The 23,970-nt window shown below is 54.9% G+C and carries 12 protein-coding genes; 11 read left to right on the plus strand and 1 reads right to left on the minus strand.

The window, feature by feature from the left end:
- Nucleotides 1–2: 2 nt before the first annotated feature.
- The 4 genes from B2R17_RS26690 (at nt 3) to B2R17_RS26705 (ending at nt 6,958) form a co-directional block, all read left to right on the plus strand.
- On the plus strand, nt 3–3,278 hold the full coding sequence (locus B2R17_RS26690) for a DUF1583 domain-containing protein (protein WP_286766391.1): 3,276 nt from the start codon (nt 3–5) through the stop codon (nt 3,276–3,278).
- A 130-nt stretch (nt 3,279–3,408) separates the two neighbouring features.
- On the plus strand, nt 3,409–5,472 hold the full coding sequence (locus B2R17_RS26695; protein ID WP_286766392.1) for a DUF1583 domain-containing protein: 2,064 nt from the start codon (nt 3,409–3,411) through the stop codon (nt 5,470–5,472).
- 756 nt (nt 5,473–6,228) lie between these two features.
- On the plus strand, nt 6,229–6,372 hold the full coding sequence (locus B2R17_RS26700; protein WP_286766393.1) for a hypothetical protein: 144 nt from the start codon (nt 6,229–6,231) through the stop codon (nt 6,370–6,372).
- A 115-nt stretch (nt 6,373–6,487) separates the two neighbouring features.
- A complete protein-coding gene (locus tag B2R17_RS26705) occupies nt 6,488–6,958 on the plus strand; it encodes an IS66 family transposase (protein ID WP_286766394.1) in 471 nt (156 codons plus the stop codon).
- A gap of 107 nt (nt 6,959–7,065) precedes the next feature.
- Here the strand turns inward: B2R17_RS26705 and B2R17_RS26710 are convergent, their stop codons facing one another.
- On the minus strand, nt 7,066–7,389 hold the full coding sequence (locus B2R17_RS26710; RefSeq protein ID WP_286766395.1) for a helix-turn-helix domain-containing protein: 324 nt from the start codon (nt 7,387–7,389) through the stop codon (nt 7,066–7,068).
- A 115-nt stretch (nt 7,390–7,504) separates the two neighbouring features.
- Between B2R17_RS26710 and B2R17_RS26715 the strand changes: the two genes are divergently transcribed.
- The 7 genes from B2R17_RS26715 to B2R17_RS26745 all read left to right on the plus strand — a co-directional run.
- Entirely contained in the window at nt 7,505–10,642 is a 3,138-nt protein-coding gene (locus B2R17_RS26715; RefSeq protein ID WP_286766396.1) for a BPTD_3080 family restriction endonuclease, read from the plus strand.
- Entirely contained in the window at nt 10,639–12,318 is a 1,680-nt protein-coding gene (locus B2R17_RS26720) for an RNA-binding domain-containing protein (protein ID WP_286766397.1), read from the plus strand. Before B2R17_RS26715 ends, B2R17_RS26720 begins: the two co-directional genes overlap by 4 nt.
- Nucleotides 12,319–12,802: 484 nt before the next feature.
- Complete coding sequence (locus B2R17_RS26725) at nt 12,803–15,760, plus strand: site-specific DNA-methyltransferase (protein WP_286766398.1); 2,958 nt, start codon at nt 12,803–12,805, stop codon at nt 15,758–15,760.
- Nucleotides 15,757–17,235 carry an SIR2 family protein gene (locus tag B2R17_RS26730; protein ID WP_286766399.1) on the plus strand — a complete coding sequence of 493 codons (1,479 nt, stop codon included), beginning with the start codon at nt 15,757–15,759 and terminating at the stop codon, nt 17,233–17,235. The genes B2R17_RS26725 and B2R17_RS26730 overlap by 4 nt, the downstream gene beginning before the upstream one ends.
- The gene (locus B2R17_RS26735; protein WP_286766400.1) at nt 17,232–19,388 is read left to right on the plus strand and encodes an ATP-binding protein; all 2,157 of its coding nucleotides are present in this window, start codon (nt 17,232–17,234) and stop codon (nt 19,386–19,388) included. Before B2R17_RS26730 ends, B2R17_RS26735 begins: the two co-directional genes overlap by 4 nt.
- Before the next feature lie 127 nt (nt 19,389–19,515).
- Nucleotides 19,516–22,941: an STY4851/ECs_5259 family protein gene (locus B2R17_RS26740; RefSeq protein ID WP_286766401.1), complete on the plus strand. Its 3,426-nt coding sequence runs from the start codon at nt 19,516–19,518 to the stop codon at nt 22,939–22,941.
- 211 nt (nt 22,942–23,152) lie between these two features.
- On the plus strand, nt 23,153–23,970 hold an 818-nt coding region (locus B2R17_RS26745), incomplete at its 3' end, for a DEAD/DEAH box helicase (RefSeq protein ID WP_286766402.1).

Consider the following 23,970-nt stretch of genomic DNA (forward strand, 5'->3'; position numbering starts at 1 on the left):
CTATGAAGTTCGTTTCTGTTCTGGTCGCGTTCTGCATGCTCGCGACTGCGAACCCGCAAGCGTTCACTGACGACGCCACTCGGTCGGATGCTGGAGCGGTTGCCTGGATTTTGCATGACCATCATGTCTCGGAATCAGGACCGATGGTCTGCGAGCACGCGGAAGGTCTCGAACCAGCCGAACGTTTGCAGTATTTGAAGTCGTGGGTGATTCCTGGGCCGAATGCGCCGCATTTTCGCATCACTGCTGACGTTGGGCACGCCGGTGATGATCAGCCAAAACGCCCAACGGTCGTTTCGCCTGCACTGGAATTGATTCGTTTGGCCGGGCGGTTGAAGCAGCTTGATTCGCTCTCCAATGACGTCGAGCAATTCGCCGTGACGACGCCAGCCACACGCTGCGACCAGTTGGTGATGCTGATTCTCATCGCATTGGAAAAGAACGATTTTACGACGGTGGAGAAAGACGTGGATGAACTGCTCAAGCTCGTTCGTCCAGACGTCGCTCTGCTGGATCGCTCACGGGATGGGATCGTGTTGTTGGCCGAGAAGGCGATTCGATCGAAAGCCTCCACCACCGCGATTCGCGAATTGGTTCTGTTCACGACACTCGCCTACCGAAAGGAATACGATCGGCCGGCTTGGATTCGGCACCTCGTCGCCGCTCAGGTGCAACTGAGTGAGCCCGATGAGTCTGAACGCTCGATCGAGGGCAAGCCGCAATGGTTCGTGGGAAGCCTCGAGCGTGCGTTCGAGCATGGCAACGCGTTCCCTTTTCCGAATCCATCCATTGTCCAGGGCCGGTACCGGAACCAGTCCAATTACGGCGATGACTTTCTGTTCTTTCAGTCGCCGCTGCGGGGCAATTACTCCGTCAACGCGATGGCAACCGGATTCGGATACCGCGAGGCTCATTTGTTGGTGGGTGGCTATTACGCAGGGCTGGTCTACAACCACACTCAGAACATGTTGGGCAATGTGCGTCAGGAGTTGAGACGCACAAGCATTGGTGAGGAGCTCACCGACACGCATCGCTACGGCATTTTGCGGACTCGGGCCCAGGTGCGAGATGGCGAGGTCGTGACATCCATCAATGGACTCGATATCCACCGTCAACCAATCAGCGACTCTGCCTTCCCATGGCTCGCGGTTCGCACGAATTATCGCGTCCAAGGTGGCGTCGATAATCTTCGGATCACGGGCGATCCGGTTATCCCGGACCGCATCGAGATGATCGAGTCCACCGAATTGCTGGGCTGGTACGACTACTACCAAGATCCTGGCAATCGTGCTGATCAGCTCGCGAATTGGTCGGCCTTTCGAGTGCAGAATGTTACGGAAGGAATCACCACGGAGATCATTGACCCGCGAGTTGGGCATGTGCCTCGGGGCAGTCACGTCGAGCATCTTTTGCGGTACATCCGTCCGATGGTGGAAGACGGCGTGATCGAATACGAGTTTTGGTGCGACGGGCTGGAATGGATGGCTCATCCCGCTCTGGGACGAACGTGTTACCTCATTCGTGAAGACGGGGTGAGCGAACATTTGTTGACCGACGGACGCTACGACCGAAGTGGCTTGCGTCCGGACAATGAACAACGCGTGAATGCCAAAGATTCGTCACGGCTTCCGTTGCAAGTGAACGCTTGGAATCAAATGCAGCTTCAGCTTCGGGGCAACGAAGTCGTCTTGAGTCTCAACGGTCAGACGATTCACGAGTCGAAGATTGAAGACGAGCCTCCGTATCCGTGTTTCGGATTGTTTCACTTCGCAGATCAATCATCGTTGCGAGTTCGGAACGCTCGTTGGACGGGGGATTGGCCGAAGGAATTGCCCAAGATCGAACATCAGCATTTGGCGGATGATTTTGAAGGGAAGCTGGATTGGACGGCGAGCGAACCGGCTCAGGAATTGATCTATCGTATCGATCGCGATGCAATGACCGGAGGCAGGTTCGCGCAGATCGAAGGTGATCCAGCGAGAACGTTGGTGGCGACCGACGAAGGAGTGGTGCTCAGTCAAATCAGTGAGACTGGTTACCGTGGCACGTTGATGGCTCCCGACGTTCAAGTCGGTGGCGACTTTGACATCATCGTTTCCTACGATCAACTTCAATGTGAAACGCAGTTGGAAAAGATCGCCAGTGTCCGGATGCACTTGGTCGCAGACACACCCGTGGACGACATGGCGTTGATCCAGTGGGTCAATGACCGCAGCAACGATCAAATGATGCAGTGCCTGAGAATGGCAACGGTCAACGGGGAGCAACGCCGCAACTACTTTGGCAGGATTCCCTGCGATGGTGATGCGGGGCGTCTGCGGTTGTCACGACGCGGCGACAAGGTGTTCTACTTGGCCGCCAACGGTGACTCCGATTACTTCTATTTGGTCGGCGAAGAAGTTTTTGTCAAAGAAGATTTAAAGCCGTTGGGCATCCAGTTCGGTGTCCAAGTTCAAGGGCCCGGCGGGCGAGTGAACGCGCGGTTCACCGAGTTTGAGGTCCGAGCTGAACGCTTGGAAGGTGTGAGTGAGATCGATCACGAAGCGTCATTGGTTTCGCTGGACAAGCATCGCGAGAGTCTGCCTGTCACCTTGCAGCATGACCTCTCCAGACCGGCCAAGAATCCGAACGCTCTTTATTATTGGGGAGATTGGCAGAGGTCATCCTCCGGGATGAAGGTCATCGCCCCAGGAACGGACAATTGGACGAGTGCGGGGGTCTCGCTGCAGCATCTGATCGAAGGTGATTTTGACATCGCATTTCACTTTGATCCGCTGAAGTTGGCGACGCCTACGAAAGGACAGCAGACGCAGTTGTATCTGCAAATCGAATGGAGTGACGACGATCACACTCAAGTCAATGCGATGATGAACAAATCGGATGCTGGAACGATCACCAGTCGTGCGCAGACCAGAGTCATAAAAAATGGCAACTCGGTCTATCGGATCATTGGCAGCCAGACGCTTAGCAACCCCGACTACCTCCGCATCGTTCGACGCGATGATCAGTGCTTCTGTATCGCGGGACGGAAAGATGACCAACAGTCTTTGCTGTTGGGGGCGGTTCGTGTGTCCAAACAACCCATCGATCCAAGACGAGTTCGCGTTGTGTTGCACACGGGTGGCGACGGCCGCGCATCCGAAGTCTTGCTCAAATCAATCCACGTGAAAGCGGCGGGGGCCACCCTCGTTGCTCCCGCGATCATTCGGACGGTTCCTGCAAAACCTGACACGCGAGCCCCCAGCGTTTTCGATTCGATTCGCAATTTCTTCCGCTAAAAAACACTCCATGATTCACATCCCGCTCCGCAACTCAAAGATGAACCCGACAATGCGTTCACGGCAAATCAATTTCACATCGCAATGGATCTCGGTTGCATGCGCTGGCATAACGGCCCTCATTTGCGTGATGTCATATGCCTGTCACTGTGCGGCACAAGATGGACTGACGCGTTTGACGGATTTGTTTGGGCAGGCAACCGTCGCCAAATCAAAGCCGTCTTACTCGGAACTTGTGTTGCCAGCATTGCGAGAGCGCGATCCAGAGGCGGCATTGCAAAAGCTCGATGAGTCCGCGAGCTCACTGACGATTTCTGACATGCTGTACAGCGACTTGCCCTCGGCAGCCGCGGCCCTGAATCGGTCGCTGGTGCAACTGAGCAGCGATCAGCAATATGAAATCTTGGAAGAGTGGACCTTGCCGACCGAGCAGCGCAAACGAGTGCGAGTGCTCTCAACTCCCGTTCCAACGGACGCTCCGCCCAAAGTCTTCGCTCGCTCGATCGGTGAACGACCTCGAGACAACACGTTCGCTGTCGCCGCGGTCGGGCCAGTGGACGGTTTCTTTTGCAGCGGATGGATGTTGTTGCAGGCCGCGAATGACTTGGGGCGATTGCCTCGATTGCGAATCACGCTGAAGGAGTTGCACGAACAGAACGTGTCGGGCGCGGAGGAACTGTTGGTGCTGGCGCAATTGTTGGGCAGCCGTGGCGATCTCGACATGGCGAAGTCCTTCCTCGAAGCTCAGGCGGCTCTGCCAGTCGATGCCACCCCGCTCACATCGCGAGACATGACGGTCGCTGCAATCGCGGCGGCAGCGATGCAGCACGAAAGTATCCAAGCGGCTGCGGAAGCTCACCTGGCGTCGCTGGTCGATCGTGCCGTGGACGAACGCTCGATCGGCATGCGACCTTTCTTGCGGATCGCACACGCGGTCGCCGTTCAAGTTCATCGCGGTGAATCGCCACCGGCGACGTTGTTTGAGAATCCAATGAAGTTCTGGGTTCCCGCGACCCTTCAAACTGCCAAAGACATTCAGCGTGGCCAGAGAGATGGCATGTGGCTGACTCACGAGCGGCACGTCTTGCACGTGGCAGGAGGAGCCGCCGATGTGCTGTTCTGCCGGTTCCCATTGACGGGTGAGTTTGATTTCATCTGCGAAACTCAATCCGGCGGTTCCATTGGCACCGACGGCGGGCTGGTCTATGGCGGACTTCACTTTCAAGCGACTGGTCGCAACACAACGCTATCGGTTTGGGACGCCGACTCGCAACACCTCGTGAATCGGCATTCCCCGTTTGCTCGCACAGGAACGCAGCCTGTCTTCAACCGAGTGTCCATTCGATCGACGAAAGAGACGAGTCAGTTCGAATCCAATCTCCATCCGATTTGGTTCGACGACGAGATTGCACAAACGAGTCCCTGGATCGGTCTGCGAAGTTCGGGCACCAAGCGGCCGGTGTTTCGCAATCTAACGCTGACCGGCGATCCCGTCATTCCTCGGCAAGTCAACTTGATTGCGGGCGACGAGCTTCGAGGTTGGCAATCCAGTTTCTACGACGAGGTTCAGCTCCCGTTTCGAAAAAAGGTGACTGGCGGAGCCGATGGATCTGCGCCAGCGGATACAGAAGCCAACGCGGGCGAGTTGGATTGGCAAGTCCAGTCGGGCGTGTTGCTTGGGACTGCGAAAGAGAACGCGGACGAAGCGGAGAAGCCAGGACTGTTGCGATACGAGCGACCTTTGTTGGATGGCGAATCAATCGCCTATCAATTTTTCTTGGACGAAGACGCGTCCATCGTGCATCCGGCGGTTGGGCGGATGGCATTTTTGCTGGAACCGACCGGCATGCGAGTTCGTTGGCTGACAACCGGCGGGAACGACTGGACGACGTTGCCGATGGAAAACACCGCACTGGAACCACTCAGCCGTCGAGGCCCGCGATCTTTGCCTCTCAAGCAGAATGCGTACAACGATGTTCGGATCGAGGTTGCCGGCGGCAAGGTGTTGGTCCATCTCAATGAAGAGCTCGTGTACCAACGTGATCTGGATTCCGGCGCCAGCACTCAATTCGGGCTGTATCGCTCCAGTCGTAGTGCACCGACAAAAATTCAAAACGTCGTGATGAAGGGTGACTGGCCAGAAACCATCCCCGAAGAATTTCTCGCCAACCCCGCCGCAACCATCGATCGCTGATCGAGCTGCCGTCGTCGAAAGCAGGTTGGATCGTTTTCGACGCGATCGTGTTTTGGGCGGGGCGTCAGATCCGGTCGGGGTGAAACCGAATTCTTGGCGAATCCGGCTACGGGTGATGATGGAGGCTGTTCCGGCGGCGCATAAAAAAAGCCCGGCTGATACAGCCGGGCTTTTTGAAAGCGACGCGGACGGGACTCGAACCCGCAACCTCCGGATCGACAGGCTTCTCTCGTGATAGCCAAGAATCACGCTTTTGCTTATAGGCCAAACGCGAGTTTACACGGTATTGCAACCGTTGCAATCACACGCAGTCGAATGCAGTAAAACACAAGCTAATCGGGTATTTGGAATACAACAGTGGGTAAATACCCAGGACCTAAAACGGCTGTCGTGCACACTCCAGGCGATTGTCATGGCTCGTCTCTCAGGTCGAGCCAACCGGTTTCGGTGGTATCGCTCCTGTTCGCCCCATCATTGTTTCCGCCCAATGGGTTGTGGCGGGGCTCTCTATTCGCCAGGCGGAGCCATGGTGTGTGTATTGTTGATATTGCTTTTGTCACGCTTTTCTCGGAAGCAAAATCGCCAAATCCATTAACACTGCGCACTCTTCACGTTGAAACTTGTCGACTGTTGGAACCGAGCCGCTTTTGAGACTGAAACTCCCTGTGAGAATGGTCGCTCCTAATCTGTACTAGGTTCCCGAGCAAAAAACTGGTGTTGGTAAATCCGGGGTGAATTGACCAGGATTTGCTGGTCATGGACATGCCCAAGATCACCACCGATTGCTCTGACTGCAAGCCGCTGCTTGGACAGCAGCAGGCGATCATCGACATGTTGGGCAAACGAGTCGAGTTGCTCAGGTCGCGGCTTGAAAAAGTTGAGCGTGAAGGCAAACGCTAGACGGCTCCGTTCCGCAAAAGACGCAAAGCTGACCCGAAGAAGCCTGGATGCAAGAGCCGCGATGATCACGGCAAGCACTATCACCGAGCAGTGATCGAGCAGATTGACGAGACCTATGAGGCTACCCTGCCAGCTTGCGGGCTTCGAGTATCGCAACCGTTTTCGCCAAGACGAAGCGACAGCTCATGGGATGAAGTTGATGGCGGGACGATTAACGATGCAGATGTGGAAGTTGGTTCGTCACCCCAAGACACACGTCGCCAACGAATGCTTCGTAAGGTTCTTGGTGAAACATCTCGACGACCTGTTCACATTCCTACGTCATCCCAGCGCTGACGCGACGACTTGGCGAGGCGAGCAAGCGATCCGCCCAGCGGTGGTCAATCGAAAAGTCTGGGGTGGCAACCGAACCGAAGTCGGAACGTTGGCCCAATCGCGAATGATGAGTGTGATGCAAGCTTGCAAGCAACGACTGGCCGATACATTCGACTTCATCTGCCGTCAGCTCACCGCGACGAGACCGCGCTGGCCATGCCACTTCCCATCTTGGCACGGTAAACAAGTACCTCTATCAGAGCACTGTTGATCGCCGGTGCGGTTCGAGAATCCGATCGCAATCCACTTGTTGAGTGAGGACTCATCCTACACACATGGTCCTGTTGTAGCGGGTGAGTCAGAGAGTTAGCCCATCACTCACTCGGTAGCGGCTTGGATGAATCGATCAATTGACTGGTCGTCCATCTTCGCCAACGCGATGAATGCTTCTGGTCGATCGTGCACTCGTCCGCTGAGCGATGCTGGAATTCGGTTTGCTAGTAGAATCAATTCTTCGGCATTGCCGTCCAGTTCCGACGCCAATGCCTCCAGCAGTCGGTCTGAAGGTGAGTGTCCCGGTTCGAGTTTTCTTGTCTCTATTTTGCAGAGGTAGGTAAAACCGACGTCCACGCGGGCGGCCAACTCACGGAGGGTGAGCCCTTTGGCAGTTCGAAGTTCTTTCAGACGTTTTCCGAGTTGCATAGGTAGCTCTCCCGGGTTGTTGAATGGGACCCCGAATCCTATGCTTGTTGCTCTGAACGGTCAACAGAAATGGCAGTGTGAATTTTGATCGCTAGTTGGGCAACGCGGAGGCATCATGGCGGATAACGCAGCCGAATCCAATTCATTCTTCACTCGTCCTATTCTGAATTCGCCCTACGCGTTCCCTGATCGCCACTGGGAACTCGATGAGACTGGGCAACCCACGCAAGAAGTCGTGCACACACGGCGAGCGGCTTCGTTCATCACCCCAATCCCAAAGCCCAAAAAGCGTCGCGGAAAGAAGGGGAAGACCGATGCAACACAACAGGAATGGGTCTTCAAAGATGAGGAAGGCCTATCAACCGAAAAGCAGCAATACGATCCGAACCCGATCATCAACGAGCTACGGCACGAGGTAGAGAAGTGGCGAGGAATTGAAGACCCCGGCAAATGGAACGTCACACCTGAGACAGCTCAATTGCTGCAACACTGGAGAGGCGATCACTTCAGCAGCGTCCGGCCATTTTTCTGCCAAGTCGAAGCGATTGAAGTTGCGATTTACCTAACCGAAGTTGCGCCCAACCTCAAAAATGCTGTCACAGATCGTTTTCTCGACGCCCTATTCTCCGCGAACGAAGCGTCCAATCCGGGGCTATCCCGACTGGCCTGCAAACTGGCTACGGGTGCCGGCAAAACCACAGTCATGGCGATGCTGATCGCGTGGCAAACGATCAATTGGGTGCGTCGCAAAACCAGCAGCCGTTTCACCCGCGGCTTTCTGATTATCGCTCCCGGCCTGACCATCAAAGATCGGCTGCGCGTTCTGCAGCCCAACGACCCGGACAGCTATTACAAGTCTCGCGAGCTTGTTCCCGGCGACATGCTGCCAGATTTGGAACAGGCCCGCATCGTTATCACCAACTATCACGCCTTCAAACTTCGCAACACCCTCGAGCTTTCCACCGGCGGTCGTGCACTTTTGCAAGGTCGCGGCCCTGCGCTCAACACGACGGAAACCGAAGGTCAGATGATCAAACGCGTGATGCCCGAACTGATGGGCATGCGAAACATCATGGTCATCAACGATGAAGCCCATCACTGCTACCGTGAAAAACCGCCTGAAGAATCCGAAGAAGCGGATCTCAAAGGCAAAGAGGAAAAAGACGAAGCCAAAGAGAACAGCGAAGCGGCTCGACTGTGGATCTCCGGCATCGAAGCGGTCGATCGCACGATGGGCGTCAGCCGAGTCATGGACCTGTCCGCGACTCCTTTCTTCCTACGCGGCAGCGGATATGCCGAAGGCACCTTGTTCCCCTGGACGATGAGCGACTTCTCGCTGATGGACGCCATCGAGTGTGGCATCGTCAAACTGCCCCGCGTTCCCATCGCCGACAACCTCCCCGGCGGTGAGATGCCCATGTATCGCAACCTGTGGGAACACATCCGGAGCGAAATGCCCAAGTCCGGCCGCAGCAAAGCGTCGGACCTGGACCCCGGCAAAATCCCCACACAACTCGAGACCGCCCTCGACGCCCTCTACGGCCACTACGAAAAGACCTTCAAACTCTGGCAGGAAGCGGGTATCGACGTTCCGCCCTGCTTCATCGTGGTCTGCAATAATACATCGTCTTCCAAGCTGGTGTATGACTACATCAGCGGATACGAACGACAAAACGAAGACGGAACCTCGCAAACGATCCCTGGTCGGCTTCCGCTCTTCCGCAACTTCGATCCAGACAATCACGAACCCCACGAGAAACCACGCACGCTGCTCATTGACAGCGGTCAACTCGAATCCGGCGAAGGATTGCACAAAGACTTCCGCCAATTCAATTCTGCAGCCATCGAACAGTTCCGCCGAGATAAGCTTGAACGAGGCGAGGGACACCAAAAGGCCGACAACATCAGCGACGAAGAAATTCTTCGCGAGGTCATGAACACGGTCGGCAAGCGAGGCTACCTCGGCGAATCCATTCGCTGTGTTGTCTCCGTATCGATGCTCACCGAAGGCTGGGACGCCAACACTGTCACACACGTCTTGGGTGTTCGAGGCTTCACGACTCAGCTCTTGTGCGAACAGGTCATCGGTCGAGCACTTCGCCGGCAATCGTACGATCTGAATGCAGACGGCAAATTCGACGTCGAATACGCCGACGTCCTCGGCATTCCATTCGACTTCAACGCCGAACCGGTCGTTGCTCCGGCGCAGAAACCTCGCGAGACCGTTCAGGTCAAAGCCATTCGCCCCGAACGTGATTCGCTCGAGATACGCTTTCCCCGCGTCAGCGGCTACCGTGTGGAGTTGCCAAATCAGAAGATCCAAGCCGATTTCAACGACGATCATCGCATGCTGATCACTCCGCAGATGGTTGGGGCAACAAAAACAAAGAACAGCGGCATCATCGGCGAACAGAATGATCTGACGCTCAAGCATCTCGAAGAGATGCGCCCAAGCTCGTTGCTCTTTCATCTAACCAAACGACTCGTCGAGGTCGAATGGCGTGAGCCTGGCGAAAGTCCACGCATGGATCTGTTTGGGCAACTCAAACGGATCGCCAAAGTCTGGTTGAGAGACTACGTCGAATGCAAAGGCGGGACCTATAAAGCCCAGTTGATGTACCAAGCCCTTGCGGATCAAGCCTGCAAGAAAATCAGCTCCGCCATCGTCACCGCCCATCAAGACGAAAAGAAGATCAAAGCGATGCTGGATGCCTACAATCCATCGGGCAGCACGCGTTTCGTCAATTTCAACACATCCAAAGCCGACCGTTGGCAAACCAGTGTCGATCGTTGCCACATCAATTGGGTCGTGCTGGACAGTGACTGGGAAGCTGAGTTCTGTCGCATCGCTGAAAAGCACCCGGCCGTGCGAGCCTACGTCAAGAACCACGGGCTTGGTCTGGAAGTCCCCTACCGCTACATGGGGCAAGCACACAAGTACCGGCCCGACTTCATTGTCCAGATTGACGACGGCCGAGGCCCCCTGGCCGACGGCACGCCCGATTTGCTGAACCTCGTCGTTGAAATCAAAGGCTATCGCGGCGAACACGATCGCGAAAAAGCCAACACGATGAAGACCTTCTGGATCCCAGGCGTCAACAACCTTGGCACCTACGGTCGTTGGGCCTTCGCGGAGTTTACCGATGTCTTCGAGATGGAAGCTGACTTCGAACAAAAAGTGGCAGCACGCTTCAACGTGATGATCGATGAGGCCATTCAATCCAAAATGCCTCTGTCGGAGCTCCAATCGTGACACCGGTAGAAGCGGAAGCCAAACTTGCCGAGTTGTTGGCCATGCCGGCGGAAACCGAATGGCTGGAATTCAAAAAGGCGGACACCGACTTCAATGAACTTGGACGCTACTTCTCTGCGCTCAGCAACGAGGCGAACCTCAAGTCACAGTCGTTCGGTTGGTTAGTGTTTGGCGTTGAGGACCGCACGCACCGAGTCGTTGGTACGCAGTACAAACCCACTCGTCCGAGTCTGGATGCACTCAAAAAGAGCATCGCTGACCAGACCAACACTCGCATCACCTTCGAAGAAATCCACGAAGTCAATCATCCCGACGGACGAGTTATTTTGTTTCAGATTCCGCCGGCGATATCGGGAATCCCGACATCTTGGAAAGGGCACTTCTACGGACGCGAAAACGAATCACTTGCACCACTTGGCTTGCACGAGATCGAACAGATTCGACGTCAAACCGCTGAGGACTGGTCGGCTGCAATCTGCCCTGGCGCGACAATCACCGATTTACATGAAGGGGCAATCGAGTTCGCGCGGCAGGAGTATGCCAACAAGTTCCCAAACCTGGCCGATGAAGTTCAACAATGGGATAATGCGACGTTCCTGAACAAAGCCAAATTGACTCTTAGCGGCGAGATCACCCGCACCGCAATCATCTTGTTGGGAAAGTCGGAGTCGGAACACTTCATTTCACCAGCCATTGCACGGATGACGTGGATTCTGAAAGACGATGATGGAATCGAACAGGATTACGCCCACTTCACCCCGCCGATGATCCTGTCCGTTGGCCAAGTGTTCGAACGCATCCGCAACCTCACCTATCGGTACCTACCCGACGCAAGTCTATTCCCAACCGAAGTCACGCAGTATGACCCATGGGTGATCCGCGAAACCCTGCACAACTGCATCGCCCACCAAGACTATTCACTTGGCGGACGAATCAATGTCGTCGAAGAGTCTTCCGATTCATTGTTGTTCACAAACGCAGGTGCTTTCCTTCCTGGATCGGTTCCCAACGTTATCTTGCGGGATGCTCCGTCCGATGTGTATCCCAATCGATTCCTGGTCGAAGCGATGGTCAACTTAAACATGATCGACACGATCGGTAGCGGCATCAAACGCATGTTCGGGCTGCAACGCAAACGTTTCTTTCCGCTACCGGATTACAGATTCGACGAACCCAACCGAGTGAAAGTCCGCATCATCGGCAAGGTGATCGATGAAAAGTACACACGGATGCTCAAGGCCGCGCCCGAGCTGGATTTGTGGCACGTCATGGCACTCGACAAAGTCCAAAAGCAACAACCGCTCGACGAAGACGAATTCAAAGCCCTCAAAAGCAAAAAACTGATCGAAGGCCGTCGACCCAACCTGTTCGTCTCCGCCGACGTCGCCAAAGCAACCGACTCGATGGTCGACTATCTAAGGAAGCGGGGAATCGACAAGGAATACTGTCGCAGAATGGTTGTCGAGTTGCTTGAGCGGCAAGGACGGGCGACCAAAGCCGACTTCTCCAGCTTGCTCCTCGACAAGCTTTCCGACGCCCTGGATGAACCACAGAAGATCAAATTCATTGCCAACCTTCTCCAGGAAATGAAAGCGGAAGGAACGGTCTCCCCCAACGGAAGGGGGCCGTCCGCCTTTTGGGAATTGACTAGACCGGGAGAAATTAATGGCATTTAGCCAACAATTAGGCCATTTAGAATCGCTCTGTATTCCGCAAGCCGTTTCCACAGAAAGACTTACGAATAGACTAAATCCGGCCACTTCGTGCGAATTAGACCATTCGTGTCCACCGAATGTCCGGCAAATCGGGTCAAGCGGCCCAAAATCCAGTCTCCGGACACGCTGCCGGACATTATGTCCTAAGGCGAGAAAAACGGCTCCAATCCGCCAACGTCCGGACATTCACCGACAAAACCCCGTTTTGAGGTCGCAATTTGCGACCTCAAACGTGGGATAGGCTTCCAGCCTGTCATCCACACCACTCAAAAACCCACACCGCAAACCCACCATCCCAACCCGACGCGTCAGCGAGGGATCAAGCGACAAACGCATGGCCAAGAAAAAAGCATCACGGAAGAAAGCGACCAAGAAAACCGTCGAGACGCTGCGGCATGCCGACAGCAAGCGAACGAACATACCCACGGCCGAGCAACAATCGGTCATGGAAACCGAGGACAAGTACTCGATCCGCGTGGCGTACGAGCGTCGCAATCGCGACCTCGATCCGCAGTTGGTCTGGCGGGGCAAGGACGAGCAGGACGCCGGTCCGCTGGTCGCCAATGCGCCGCCGCTGTACATCCAGGAAAAGGTGCATCCCAAGGTCTTGATCGACGACCTGATGCGTCGGACCAGCGACTTGCAGGACAAGGGTAAGGCGGAGCAGCTCGATCTGTTCGGCGACTTCAACGGATTGCCCGAGGAGGCTCGCAGTGCCGAGTTCTACCAGCACGACGCCAACTGGACCAACCGCATGATCCTGGGCGACAGCCTGCAGGTGATGGCCTCACTCACCGAACGCGAAGGCCTGCGAGGCAAAGTCCAGTGCATCTATTTCGACCCGCCCTACGGCATCAAGTTTAACTCGAACTTTCAGTGGTCGACAAGGAATCGTGATGTCAAGGATGGAAAGGCGGAACACATCACGAGGGAGCCAGAACAAGTGAAGGCATTTCGCGATACGTGGAGCGATGGAATTCACTCGTACCTTACTTATCTGCGAGACCGTTTAGTCGCCGCTAGAGACCTTCTGTCGAAGAGTGGCGCTATTCTAGTACAGATCGGAGATGAAAACGTACATCGCGTGCGCACCATGATGGATGAAGTATTTGGACCAGAGAACCTTATCGCATTTGTTACGCTCACAAAGACATCTAGCGCAACGAGCGACTACCTGCCAGGTGTCGCCGATTACGTGCTTTTCTATGCACGCGACTACAGTCAGCTTAAATATAGGCCACTCTTTTACAGAAAAGCCGCTTACGGGGATGGTGGTAGCGCCTATAGATTCGTGCAACTTCCAGATGGAAACCGCCTCACGGAGAAGAACGCGAATTCCGATCAACTTGCAGTTGCACGTCATTTCCGATTGAGCGATCTGCGTAGTCCCAAGCCACCTGGGGACTTTCCTGTGCAGTTCCAGGGTCGAGAGTTTCGCCCAAGGAAAGGATTTTGGAAGACGGGAGAGGTCGGATTCGATCGAATCGCAAAAGCGGATCGAATTTCAGCGACCGCGTCCACACTCAACTATGTCCGGTTTATTGATGACTATCCTGCCATCCGCATTAACAATGTTTGGACCGATGTCAGCAGCTCTGTAGGCGGCGAGAAGGTATATGTCGTTCAGACAAGCACGAAGATTGTGGAACGCTGCATCCTTTCTGTTACAGATCCAGGCGATTTGGTATTGGATCCAACGTGTGGTTCCGGCACCGCGGCCCATGTTGCCGAACAGTGGGGAAGAAGATGGATTACGATCGATACTTCTCGGGTTGCACTTGCTCTTTCCAGGGCTCGAATAATGGGCGCGCGGTATCCATATTATCTGCTCGCTGATAGCAAGAAAGGCGTTGAAAAGGAAGCAGCGCTTACGCGCACGGAAGCCCTGTCTGCAGATGTTTCGATGGACGTGCGTCACGGATTCGTGACTGAGCGAATTCCTCATATCACGATGAAATCAATCACGAACAACGCCGAGATCGACGTCATCTACGACGCCTTCCAAGCCAAGCTCGAACCGATTCGCGAGCAACTTAACGCGGCTCTCGATCAGTCTTGGGAAGAGTGGCAGATTCCTCGCGAAGCGGGGCAACGCTGGGAGGATGAGGCGGTCGCGCTGCACGCATCACTGATCGAACATCGCAAACGACTGGCCTCGACGCTCGAAGTGCTCGATACCGTCGAACTGTCCCAGCACGCCGACAAAGTCCGCGAGATCTTCGCCGCCGAAGTCGCTGCTGACGTGAAGAAACTCAATGGGTTGGTGGGCATGAAGGGCGAGGACGCATTCACGCTTGACACGCTGCCCGATGAGCCACGCGACCCGTGGCCCGAGGAGGCCAAGAAGCTGCATGCCAAGTGGTGGAAGCTTCGCATCGAACGCCAAAAGGAAATCGACGCCTCGATCGCAGCCAAAGCCGACTTTGAATACCTGTACGACAAACCCTACGAAGACAAAACCAAAGTCCGCGTCGCCGGACCTTTCACGGTCGAGTCGCTCTCCCCCCACCGCACCCTGTCGGTCGGTGAAGACGACGAACTGATCGACCCTTTGGATCATAACCCGACGCGTGAGCGAGGGACCGACACCGCCGACCGCCAAGTCGCCGACTTCGCCACGATGGTGCTGGACAACCTGAAAAAGTCCGGCGTTCAACAAGCCCATAAAGAAGACAAGATCGACTTCACGTCGCTGGTCCCCTGGCCCGGCGAATACATCGCCGCCGAAGGTCGGTTCAACGACGCGGACGGCAAAGAACAACGCGCCGGCATCTTCATCGGTCCCGAGTTCGGCACCATCTCGCAGCCCGACCTCAAAGCCGCCGCACGAGAATGCGGCGACGCCGGTTTCGATGTCCTGATCGCCTGCGGCTTCAACTACGAAGCCCACGCGACCGAGTTCAACAAACTTGGCCGCATCCAAGTCTTGAAAGCCCGCATGAACGCCGACATGCACATGTCAGCCGACCTGAAGAACACCGGCAAGGGCAACCTGTTCGTCATCTTCGGGGAGCCCGATATCACCGTCCGCCACAGCAAGGCCAAAGCCGCCAAGATGGACGACATCGAAGTCCAAATCAACGGCGTCGACGTCTTCCAACCCTCTACCGGCGAAGTCCGCAGCGACGGAGCCGACGGCATCGCCTGTTGGTTCATCGACACCGACTACAACGAAGAAAGCTTCTTCGTCCGCCACGCCTACTTCCTCGGCGCCAACGACCCCTACAAAAGCCTCAAAACCACGCTCAAAGCCGAGATCGACAAAGAAGCCTGGGACAGCCTCAACAGCGATGTGTCCCGCCCCTTCCCCCAACCCAAATCCGGCCGCATCGCCGTCAAAGTAATCAACCACCTCGGCGACGAAGTGATGAAAGTGTTCCGCGTGAAGGAGGTGCTTGAATGAGTCATGATCCCGCCGCGAGCGTCGAATCGCCACCGAAGCTCACCGCCGTTACCAACGTAATTAAGACACGAGACGACCATCAGCCTGTACTGTTTGAGCAAGTTGACTGCGAGGAAGGCACAGTTAGCCCATGTTTTCAGACGGTTGGCCAGTCATCTTGCAGTTGGCTTCGACCGCAGGAGAAATTTGGCAGCAGCAAACTACGCGAACGAATCGAGCCTTGGCTCACATCGCTCTGTCAGTCGGAGCATCTGTCGGTGCTGCTTGGATCGGGGCTGTCGAACGCCGTTCACCGTCGCGCCACTGGCACGGGGCTTCCCGGAATGGCGAAAGCGGATTTCGGTGCGTTCGATCCGATGATCCAAGCAGAAGCCTCTCGATCCGCAAGAGTTTGTGGTAGGAGCGAAGGCAATATCGAGGATCAACTGCGTTGTGCTAATGAATTGCTTCGTGGTTTTGACATCTATGGGGTCCAAGGCGACGAGACATCAAACAAGAATGCCGCCGCCCTGCGAGCAAGTATTCGCTCAGTTCTGGATGAGTTTGCAAAGAGCGTCTACCAAGGCGAACGCGGGATCGCGACTGCCGACGAATGCAAACGTACGGACGCGTTCAATTACTTGGTGAGTTTCCTCATGTCTTTCGCGAGTCGTTCAGGAACTCGTGACCGGCTCCATATTTTCACTACCAACTACGACCGGGGCATTGAAGCGGGTGCAGACGCAGCGGGAATGCACTTGCTGGACCGGTTCGTTGGATCGGTTTCGCCAGTCTTCCGTTCATCGCGATTGGATCTAGACATTCATTACAACCCGCCCGGCATCCGTGGTGAACCGCGATATCTAGAAGGTGTCGCGCGATTCACGAAGCTTCACGGTTCGCTTGACTGGGTGGACTTCGACCGAACGATTCGGCGGATCGGCCTTCCATTTGGCGGTAGCAGGCCGGATTTGCTTTCATCAGCGTTTGCGGAAGTGAGCGCCGATTCGTCACAACTGATGATCTATCCGAACGCAGCGAAGGATAGGGAAACAACGTTCTATCCGTACACAGAGTTGTTTCGTGACTTCGCGGCTTCCCTGTGCCGTCCGAACCATACGCTGGTCACCTTCGGATACGGCTTTGGTGACGATCACTTGAACCGAGTGATTGAGGATATGCTCACCGTTCCATCGACCCATCTTGTCGCCATTTCCTTCGACGACCCGTTGGAGCGAATCATGAACACCTACGAGAAACTTGGTCGTCATGCTCAGGTCTCTCTCCTAATAGGTGACCACGTCGGTGAATTCGGAACGTTGGTTGAATCGTACCTGCCGAAGCCCGCAATCGACCGAGCGACGTTCCGGATGGCGGAACTGTTGAAGGCTCGATTCGGCACTCGGTCGCCTGAGGCCAATCGCCCTGAAACATCACCGGTTGAAAACGCCGAAGGCAATCCACCCGAAGTCGAACTTGATTTGGAGGGGCTATGAGCGAAACGCCTTTCTCGCTCGCTGAGAGCCTGCGGATTGGTTCAGTCGACTTCGTCTCACCTGATGAAATCCGTGTTCTGCTCGACATCGAAGCCCCTGACTCCGTCGCTTTGAACACGGGCGGCGCGAGACCGTTCCCAAGGATTAATGGATATGCATTGGTCCCTATCGACGATGGTTTTGTGGTGGGGCAGATTGAATGGCTGACTATCGAACGTTCTTCGTTTCCAAAACGCCGCGGCGTTAAAGACTTCGGCGTGATCGACTTGCCGTACCCACTGCGGAAGCTTTGCCTAAATCCGCTAGGGACACTGCGCAAGACAGATTCGAGCTACTCATTCCGCCGTGGTGCGGGGCTTCTGCCCACGGTCGGATCAGCCGTTGTACTACCTACCAATGAACAACTCCGCTCGATTGTCGAATCAGGTGATAACCGCCATGTACGCATCGGTGTAAGTCCGCTGGCGGAAAACGCTGAGGTGAGTATCGACCCGGACCGCCTGTTCGGGCGACACCTTGCGGTGCTTGGCAACACGGGAAGCGGAAAATCATGCACCGTCGCGGGATTGATTCGATGGTCGCTGGAAGCCGCCAGGCGGGAGCGAGAAATTAACGGTGGGAGTAGCAAACCAAATGCTCGGTTTATCATTCTCGATCCGAACGGAGAATACGCGAGGGCATTTCACAATAAGGATGAGACGGGAACAGCACGCGTTTTCAAGTTGGACCCAGGAGACGGCGAGCACCCTTTGCAAGTTCCGCTTTGGTTCTGGAACAGTGCCGAATGGTCATCGTTCACGCAGGCTACTGCGAAGACGCAGAGGCCAATGCTGCGGAGGGCATTACGCGATGTGAAGGCCGGTCGGGGAGTTTCGGAAGAGACCACTTACGAAGAACAGAAGCTTGGCCTTCGACGCTACTTGACGAGCGTTGCGATTGGTATGCAACGCCGCCGGACAATGGGTGAAATTCGCGACGATTCAACGAAGACAGGCTACTGGCTGAAAACGGTACACGAAGATCTACTCGTCAAATCGACCCATTTCGAGGATGTGCCGCTCACCGAAATCACAGAATGCATTCGAGAATCTCTTGGCAAATGCTTTAAGTCATTTGAGAAGAACGGCGAGAAGATCGAATACTATACAGCTTTCGAGGATCAAGCAATTGAATCAATCCTCGTGTCGCTGGGTGCCGCTCTCGAATGTCTTGGCGGTTTGCTGCATGAGGATGGGCCAGATGAGGACATGCCAGTTCCCTTCAAAGGGGGCCAACTTGCTGATCACCTGCAGATGCTGGCGGCTCAGGAGAACCAAAGTCAGTTCATTGATTTTCTGGTTTCTCGCATCCGATTTTTCCTGAGCGACACTCGCTGCAAAGCAATCGTTGAGGGGGATAATTCGCCATCGCTACAAGAATGGCTTCAACACTACATTGGCAGCGAACGCGAAGAAGACAGTCCGATCACGATCCTCGACTTGTCGTTGGTTCCAACCGAGATTGTCCATGTGATCATTGCTGTTTGCAGTCGGATGATCTTTGAGGCTCTACAGCGTTATCGAAAGATCCGCAAGAAGGCTTTGCCGACTGTGCTCGTCATGGAGGAGGCACATACGTTCGTCAAGCGATACAAAGACGACGTCGATAACCATGACGCTGCCAAAGTCTGTTGTCAGGTTTTCGAGCGAATCGCTCGTGAAGGTCGAAAGTTCGGTCTCGGATTGGTTATTTCGTCGCAACGTCCATCGGAGTTGTCGCAAACGGTGCTGTCTCAATGCAACACCTTCCTATTGCACCGGATTAGCAACGATCGTGACCAAGAGCTAGTCCGGAAACTGGTCCCTGACAACCTTCGTGGACTCCTTCGCGAGTTGCCGTCATTGCCATCACAGCACGCGATCATGTTGGGGTGGGCAACCGAATTACCGTTGCTGGTGCGGATCGACGACCTGAAAAAGGAACAGCAACCACATTCGGACGACCCCGACTTCTGGGACGTCTGGACAGGCCAAAATGATCGTCACGAGCCGGTTCAGCGCCCGGCGAATTGGGAGCAAGTTGCCCACGACTGGCAGGGAGCAGTCGAAACCAAGTTCGATAGCAATGGCGGAGAGACGGGGCAGTCTATCGACGTCGATGACGATCCATCTTGACTTGCTGACAAAAGTCCAACGCAATCGTATTGAGGTGTTGTCGTCCCTAGGTGCAACGCGGCAGAGGAAATTCGACGAGAATTCAACAGATGTTCCCGGTAAGTGAGTCTCACAAGAGGAAATTGTAATGAAGGCGGATATTCAACCGGTTCAGTCGAGGTTGAGCTTGGTGCTCACTTCCATATTGGCCCGAAACAACTTGAAGTTCGCTGACGGGCGTCCGTTGTATGCTTACCGGACGAAACCGGAGGAATTGGAAAGTCTCAAGATCGCGTTGATCTCTCGCGTCAAAGTTGCTGGGAGGTTTCGGACACTGGAAGAAAAAGCGGCTTTCTGTCTGTTCGGTGCGGAATGTTTTCGGCGTCACTATTCTGGCGGTCCCTACCGTTGGGATGTGATCTTGGCCGAATTGGAGTGCGATGATCGCGATACGGCGAATCTGAAGAAATCAGTTCGTGAGGTCGCCGATGATGGGTTGCGATGGTGGAAAATCGACGTCATCCGCAGCGCCTACGACAGTCAGTTTCGGCTGAAGACGATTGCGTGTCATGGTGGTTTTCCTCACCACGTTCTTTCCAATAACGGCGCGGTTCTGCGGCGTTATCTCTGTGACATTTTGCGGTCATTCGAACAGTACGATCAGCCAATCAGTGAGGTGGTGGCGTCGATGAATGGTCTGCTGCCAGAGACCATCAATCAGCCCGTCGTTCACGATTTGGCTGCCACTCTGGTAGCTGCGTTAGCCAAGCTTCGGCGTAGGTCGGAAGACGCCAAGGAAAAAGGGCTTTCACGAAGAGAGTACTTGGACCAGATCGACCCCAACTGGGCCGCTGGCTTGCCGTTGAACGTCTTCGACGAGGGGGCACAGCAAATTCTGCTTTCGTTGCTCGATACCCAGCGAGCGTACACGTCGGAAAGAAAGCCGTTTGCAATTCGGACATCGTTGAAGCTGATCGGGAGGCAAGCGGATCTGATCCGGCAGTTGCACTTTCCACAAAGAGCATCGATTGAAGGGTTTCGTCACTCACTTGGAATTGCTGCTGACAAGGAGATCCCTAGTCGAATGTCGGGCTACCTCGAGGGTGGGCAACGAAGTGAGCACTGTATGTCGATTGTGCGATTTAGCGATGGCAAGTCACTGCAACTCCGTCCCATGGGAGACGCTTCCGTTGTGATCGATTCCCCTACGACGGACGTTCGGTTGAGCCTTGAGTCCGGGATGGATCCGATTGCGAATGTCGCCATTCCTGGCGGCGAGGCGTTGCCCGAGTCGCCATGGGTTTTCCAGGATGGAGAATCCGGGGATTGGATCGGCGACGGTAGTCTGCGGACGAAACATAAGTCGGTTGTTGTGGCGATACCAGCGAACGCATCTGTTGACACAACCGGTGCTGAGACATTTGAAACGCTCGACCCGACGCTGCTGGGCAGAAGCCTTGTTCGGCTTTGCGGTCGAATCGAAATTAAACTCAGTGACTCTCTTTTCCGTTTGCAGACGGACTCGACTGATGTCAGCGAACTTTCGTACGAACTGTATGGGGCGAACTGCCATCTGGGCTTAGGAGGTCAAGCCGTTTGGGTCGGCCCACCAAGCGTGCGTTGCATGACCACTTCAGACCCGGAGGCACTTCCCACTGCGGTTCGAGAGAACGCGATTCAGTGGCGGCCTCGCGGAGGTGGTTCGTGGCGGCCTATGAACGAACAGTGCCTCGGCGATGCCTCTATTCGTGTCGTCGAAGATGGTGCAACACGATTCCTTGCGAATGCAACGGTTTTTCCTGAGGATTTCTTGTTGCAGGTTGCGTCGAATAGCAACGCTGGGAGCATTCGGTTGAATTGTGTCACAGCGAACGCTGTCCATGTCATCCGCGATGATAACTTCACGGCGGATTGTACGCGAGACGGTGACAACTGGGACATTAACGTATCCGTGACGGGGAAGCGTCCTGCGACAATCCAAGCAAAAATCGACTTTGAATCCGAAGGTGTCGCGGAGGTCTGTTTCGTCTGCCCGACAGAAGTTTGTGCGATCGTTGATGCCAGCGGTGAGGAGATCGATAGCGACCGCGCCATTCCATTAGACCGCCTTGATGGGTTGAGGCTGCAGATTGTCGATCCCCGTGACCGAGCGGGATTCATCTATTCATTGGAAGAGATGTTGCTAGTGGAGCAAATTCGACCTACTGGAATCAAAGGAGTCAGCCAGCTTCCGCTTTCACTGATCCAGAACGCGGCGAAGGAGTTGCTCGGAAAGTCAAACAACAATGATGTCAGAATCCAGTTTGGGCTGTTCTTCCGCGGTGATATCAAAGCGCACTTCAAATTTAGCGTTAAACGCTATTCGCGAGAACTGAAACTGCAACGCGAACACCCGCTGGCAGATCAGAACGTCGTTCAGGTGGCATTGGATCAATTACAAGGCAATTCAAATTCGGTTGAAAATGAATTGGTGGTAGCACCGTTTACAGATCCGCTTAGCGACTCATATCGAAATGCAGTCAACAACGACGGACAACTGCGATGGAACATAGATACCAACAAGCTCCTTCCGGGAGGATACCTGCTCCACGTTCAGAATCGAGGACGCGAAACGATACGACCGCTGTTGATCACTGTACGACGGAACGAGATACCGCAGATCGAATTCGAAAGCGTTCCGTTGGAAGAGCAGTTTGCTGCGGTCAGCAACATGACTGACCATGTCAAACGTCCGAAGGCGTGGGATCGTTTGGTAGACATGATGGTCGCCAATCCTTTGCACCCAGCATGGGTCACCATCAACGCGTTGATCACGTCGACCCAGGAAATGCCCATCACGACATTTGAGTCCATTGTTGCCCTTACCAGGCACCCAGCAGCGATCGCCCGAGTCGGGATGGAAAACCCGGGCAAAGCTCGATGGTGGGAGCGGTTCGAGGAGCTGCCTTTCCTCTGGTCGCTCGTGCCGATTGGAACATGGATCCAAACCGCAAAACAAGTCATTGCGGCCGGGCGGGCGTCACTCGCCAACGCTGGAGTCTCGCAACCAATTATCGATCAAAATGTCCAGGCACGCATTGATGATTTTGCGAAGAACGCTCCACTGAGATGTCCATCGCTAAGCTGCGTTGTCGCGTTGATGAAGTACGGAACCGGGTTCCCAATTGACGACAAAGCCGCTGGCAATTGTATGGCATGCGCTGAGATCAAAGATCTTGAGAACGAACGACGAAATATGGTCGCGTCACTCGAACGTATCGACGGACACGTTCGCTGGCCAGACCTGCGTTTGGAAGTTTCCGACTTCGTCCAAGAGAAGCTCGATGAGATCGAACGTTTGCAGACGACCGAAATGATGCAACATCAATTACCCGTGTGGAACGCCCCCGTCGTGGCTGCTGTTCACAGCGTTTACGACATCCCTGTGGCCAGCGAACAGTTGGCGGTTTTTCGCACTCTGCGGTCGTTCAACCTGCCCTGGTACGAAAACGCCAATCGGATCGCTGTCCATTTGCTCGCGGCACGTCGCTTTGCCTCGGACTTCGAGTGGTCTGACTCGCTTCGGTCGATGTGAACCATGCCCCGGTGCCGCACACTCCCTCAATCAACTTGTCTGAAACGATACCGTCGTCATGCAACCCTACTTCTCTTCCATCGCAAAAGATCTGACTCGACGTTCCGCCCGTGCAACGATCAGTGCACGTCGTCCGGCTCATGCGGCCTTTCGTGAGCATCTAAGCCAGGTCTACGAATCGCCGCCGGGACGTGTGGCGGAGGGCGGTTCTATGAGCTATCCCGTCTTTGAGTCACTTTTTGAATACGAGTCGCAGGATTGGTCGATCGAAGAGTTGGAGATGTTGCACCCACGGTTAGTGGATGCGATGGATCAACCTCCGAAGGAGTATTCTGAACGCGCCTTCGCAAAAAGCATCAAGCCGTATCTTCACCAGATAAAAGCATGGGAACATTTAAAGTCGGAACCGGCCAAGTCGGTGATTGTCGCAACCGGAACGGCGAGTGGTAAGACCGAGTGCTTTCTGCTGCCGATCCTAGATGACCTTGTACGTGAATATGCCGACAGTGGAAATCGGAAGCTCGAGGGTGTGCGAGCATTGTTCTTGTATCCTCTCAACGCACTGATAAACTCGCAACGAGAGCGACTCAGCGCCTGGACCGCAGGCTTTGACGACGGGGTGCGGTTCTGTCTGTACAACGGGGCAACACCACACGACCCACCACCGAAGCGGCAGCAAGTGCCACATGAAGTTCAATCGCGAAAACAGCTCTACGAGAGTCCTCCTCCGGTTCTGGTAACGAACGCAACCATGCTGGAATACATGCTTGTTCGGAAAACGGATGAGCCGATCTTGAAGGCAAGTCAAGGGAAACTCCGTTGGATCGTCCTGGACGAGGCGCATACTTACCTGGGATCGAATGCTGCCGAAGTGTCTCTTCTATTGCGTCGAGTGATAGAGGCGTTCAACGTCAAAGCAAAAGACGTTCGATTTGTCGCAACGTCTGCGACGATCGGAAAGAGCGATGACCCCAAGGCACGAGAGAAGCTGCGGGATTACCTCGCCGACCTTGCAGGCGTGCCTGCTTC

This window comes from Rhodopirellula sp. UBA1907, from assembly GCF_002337565.1.
Taxonomy (GTDB): Bacteria; Planctomycetota; Planctomycetia; order Pirellulales; family Pirellulaceae; genus Rhodopirellula; species Rhodopirellula europaea.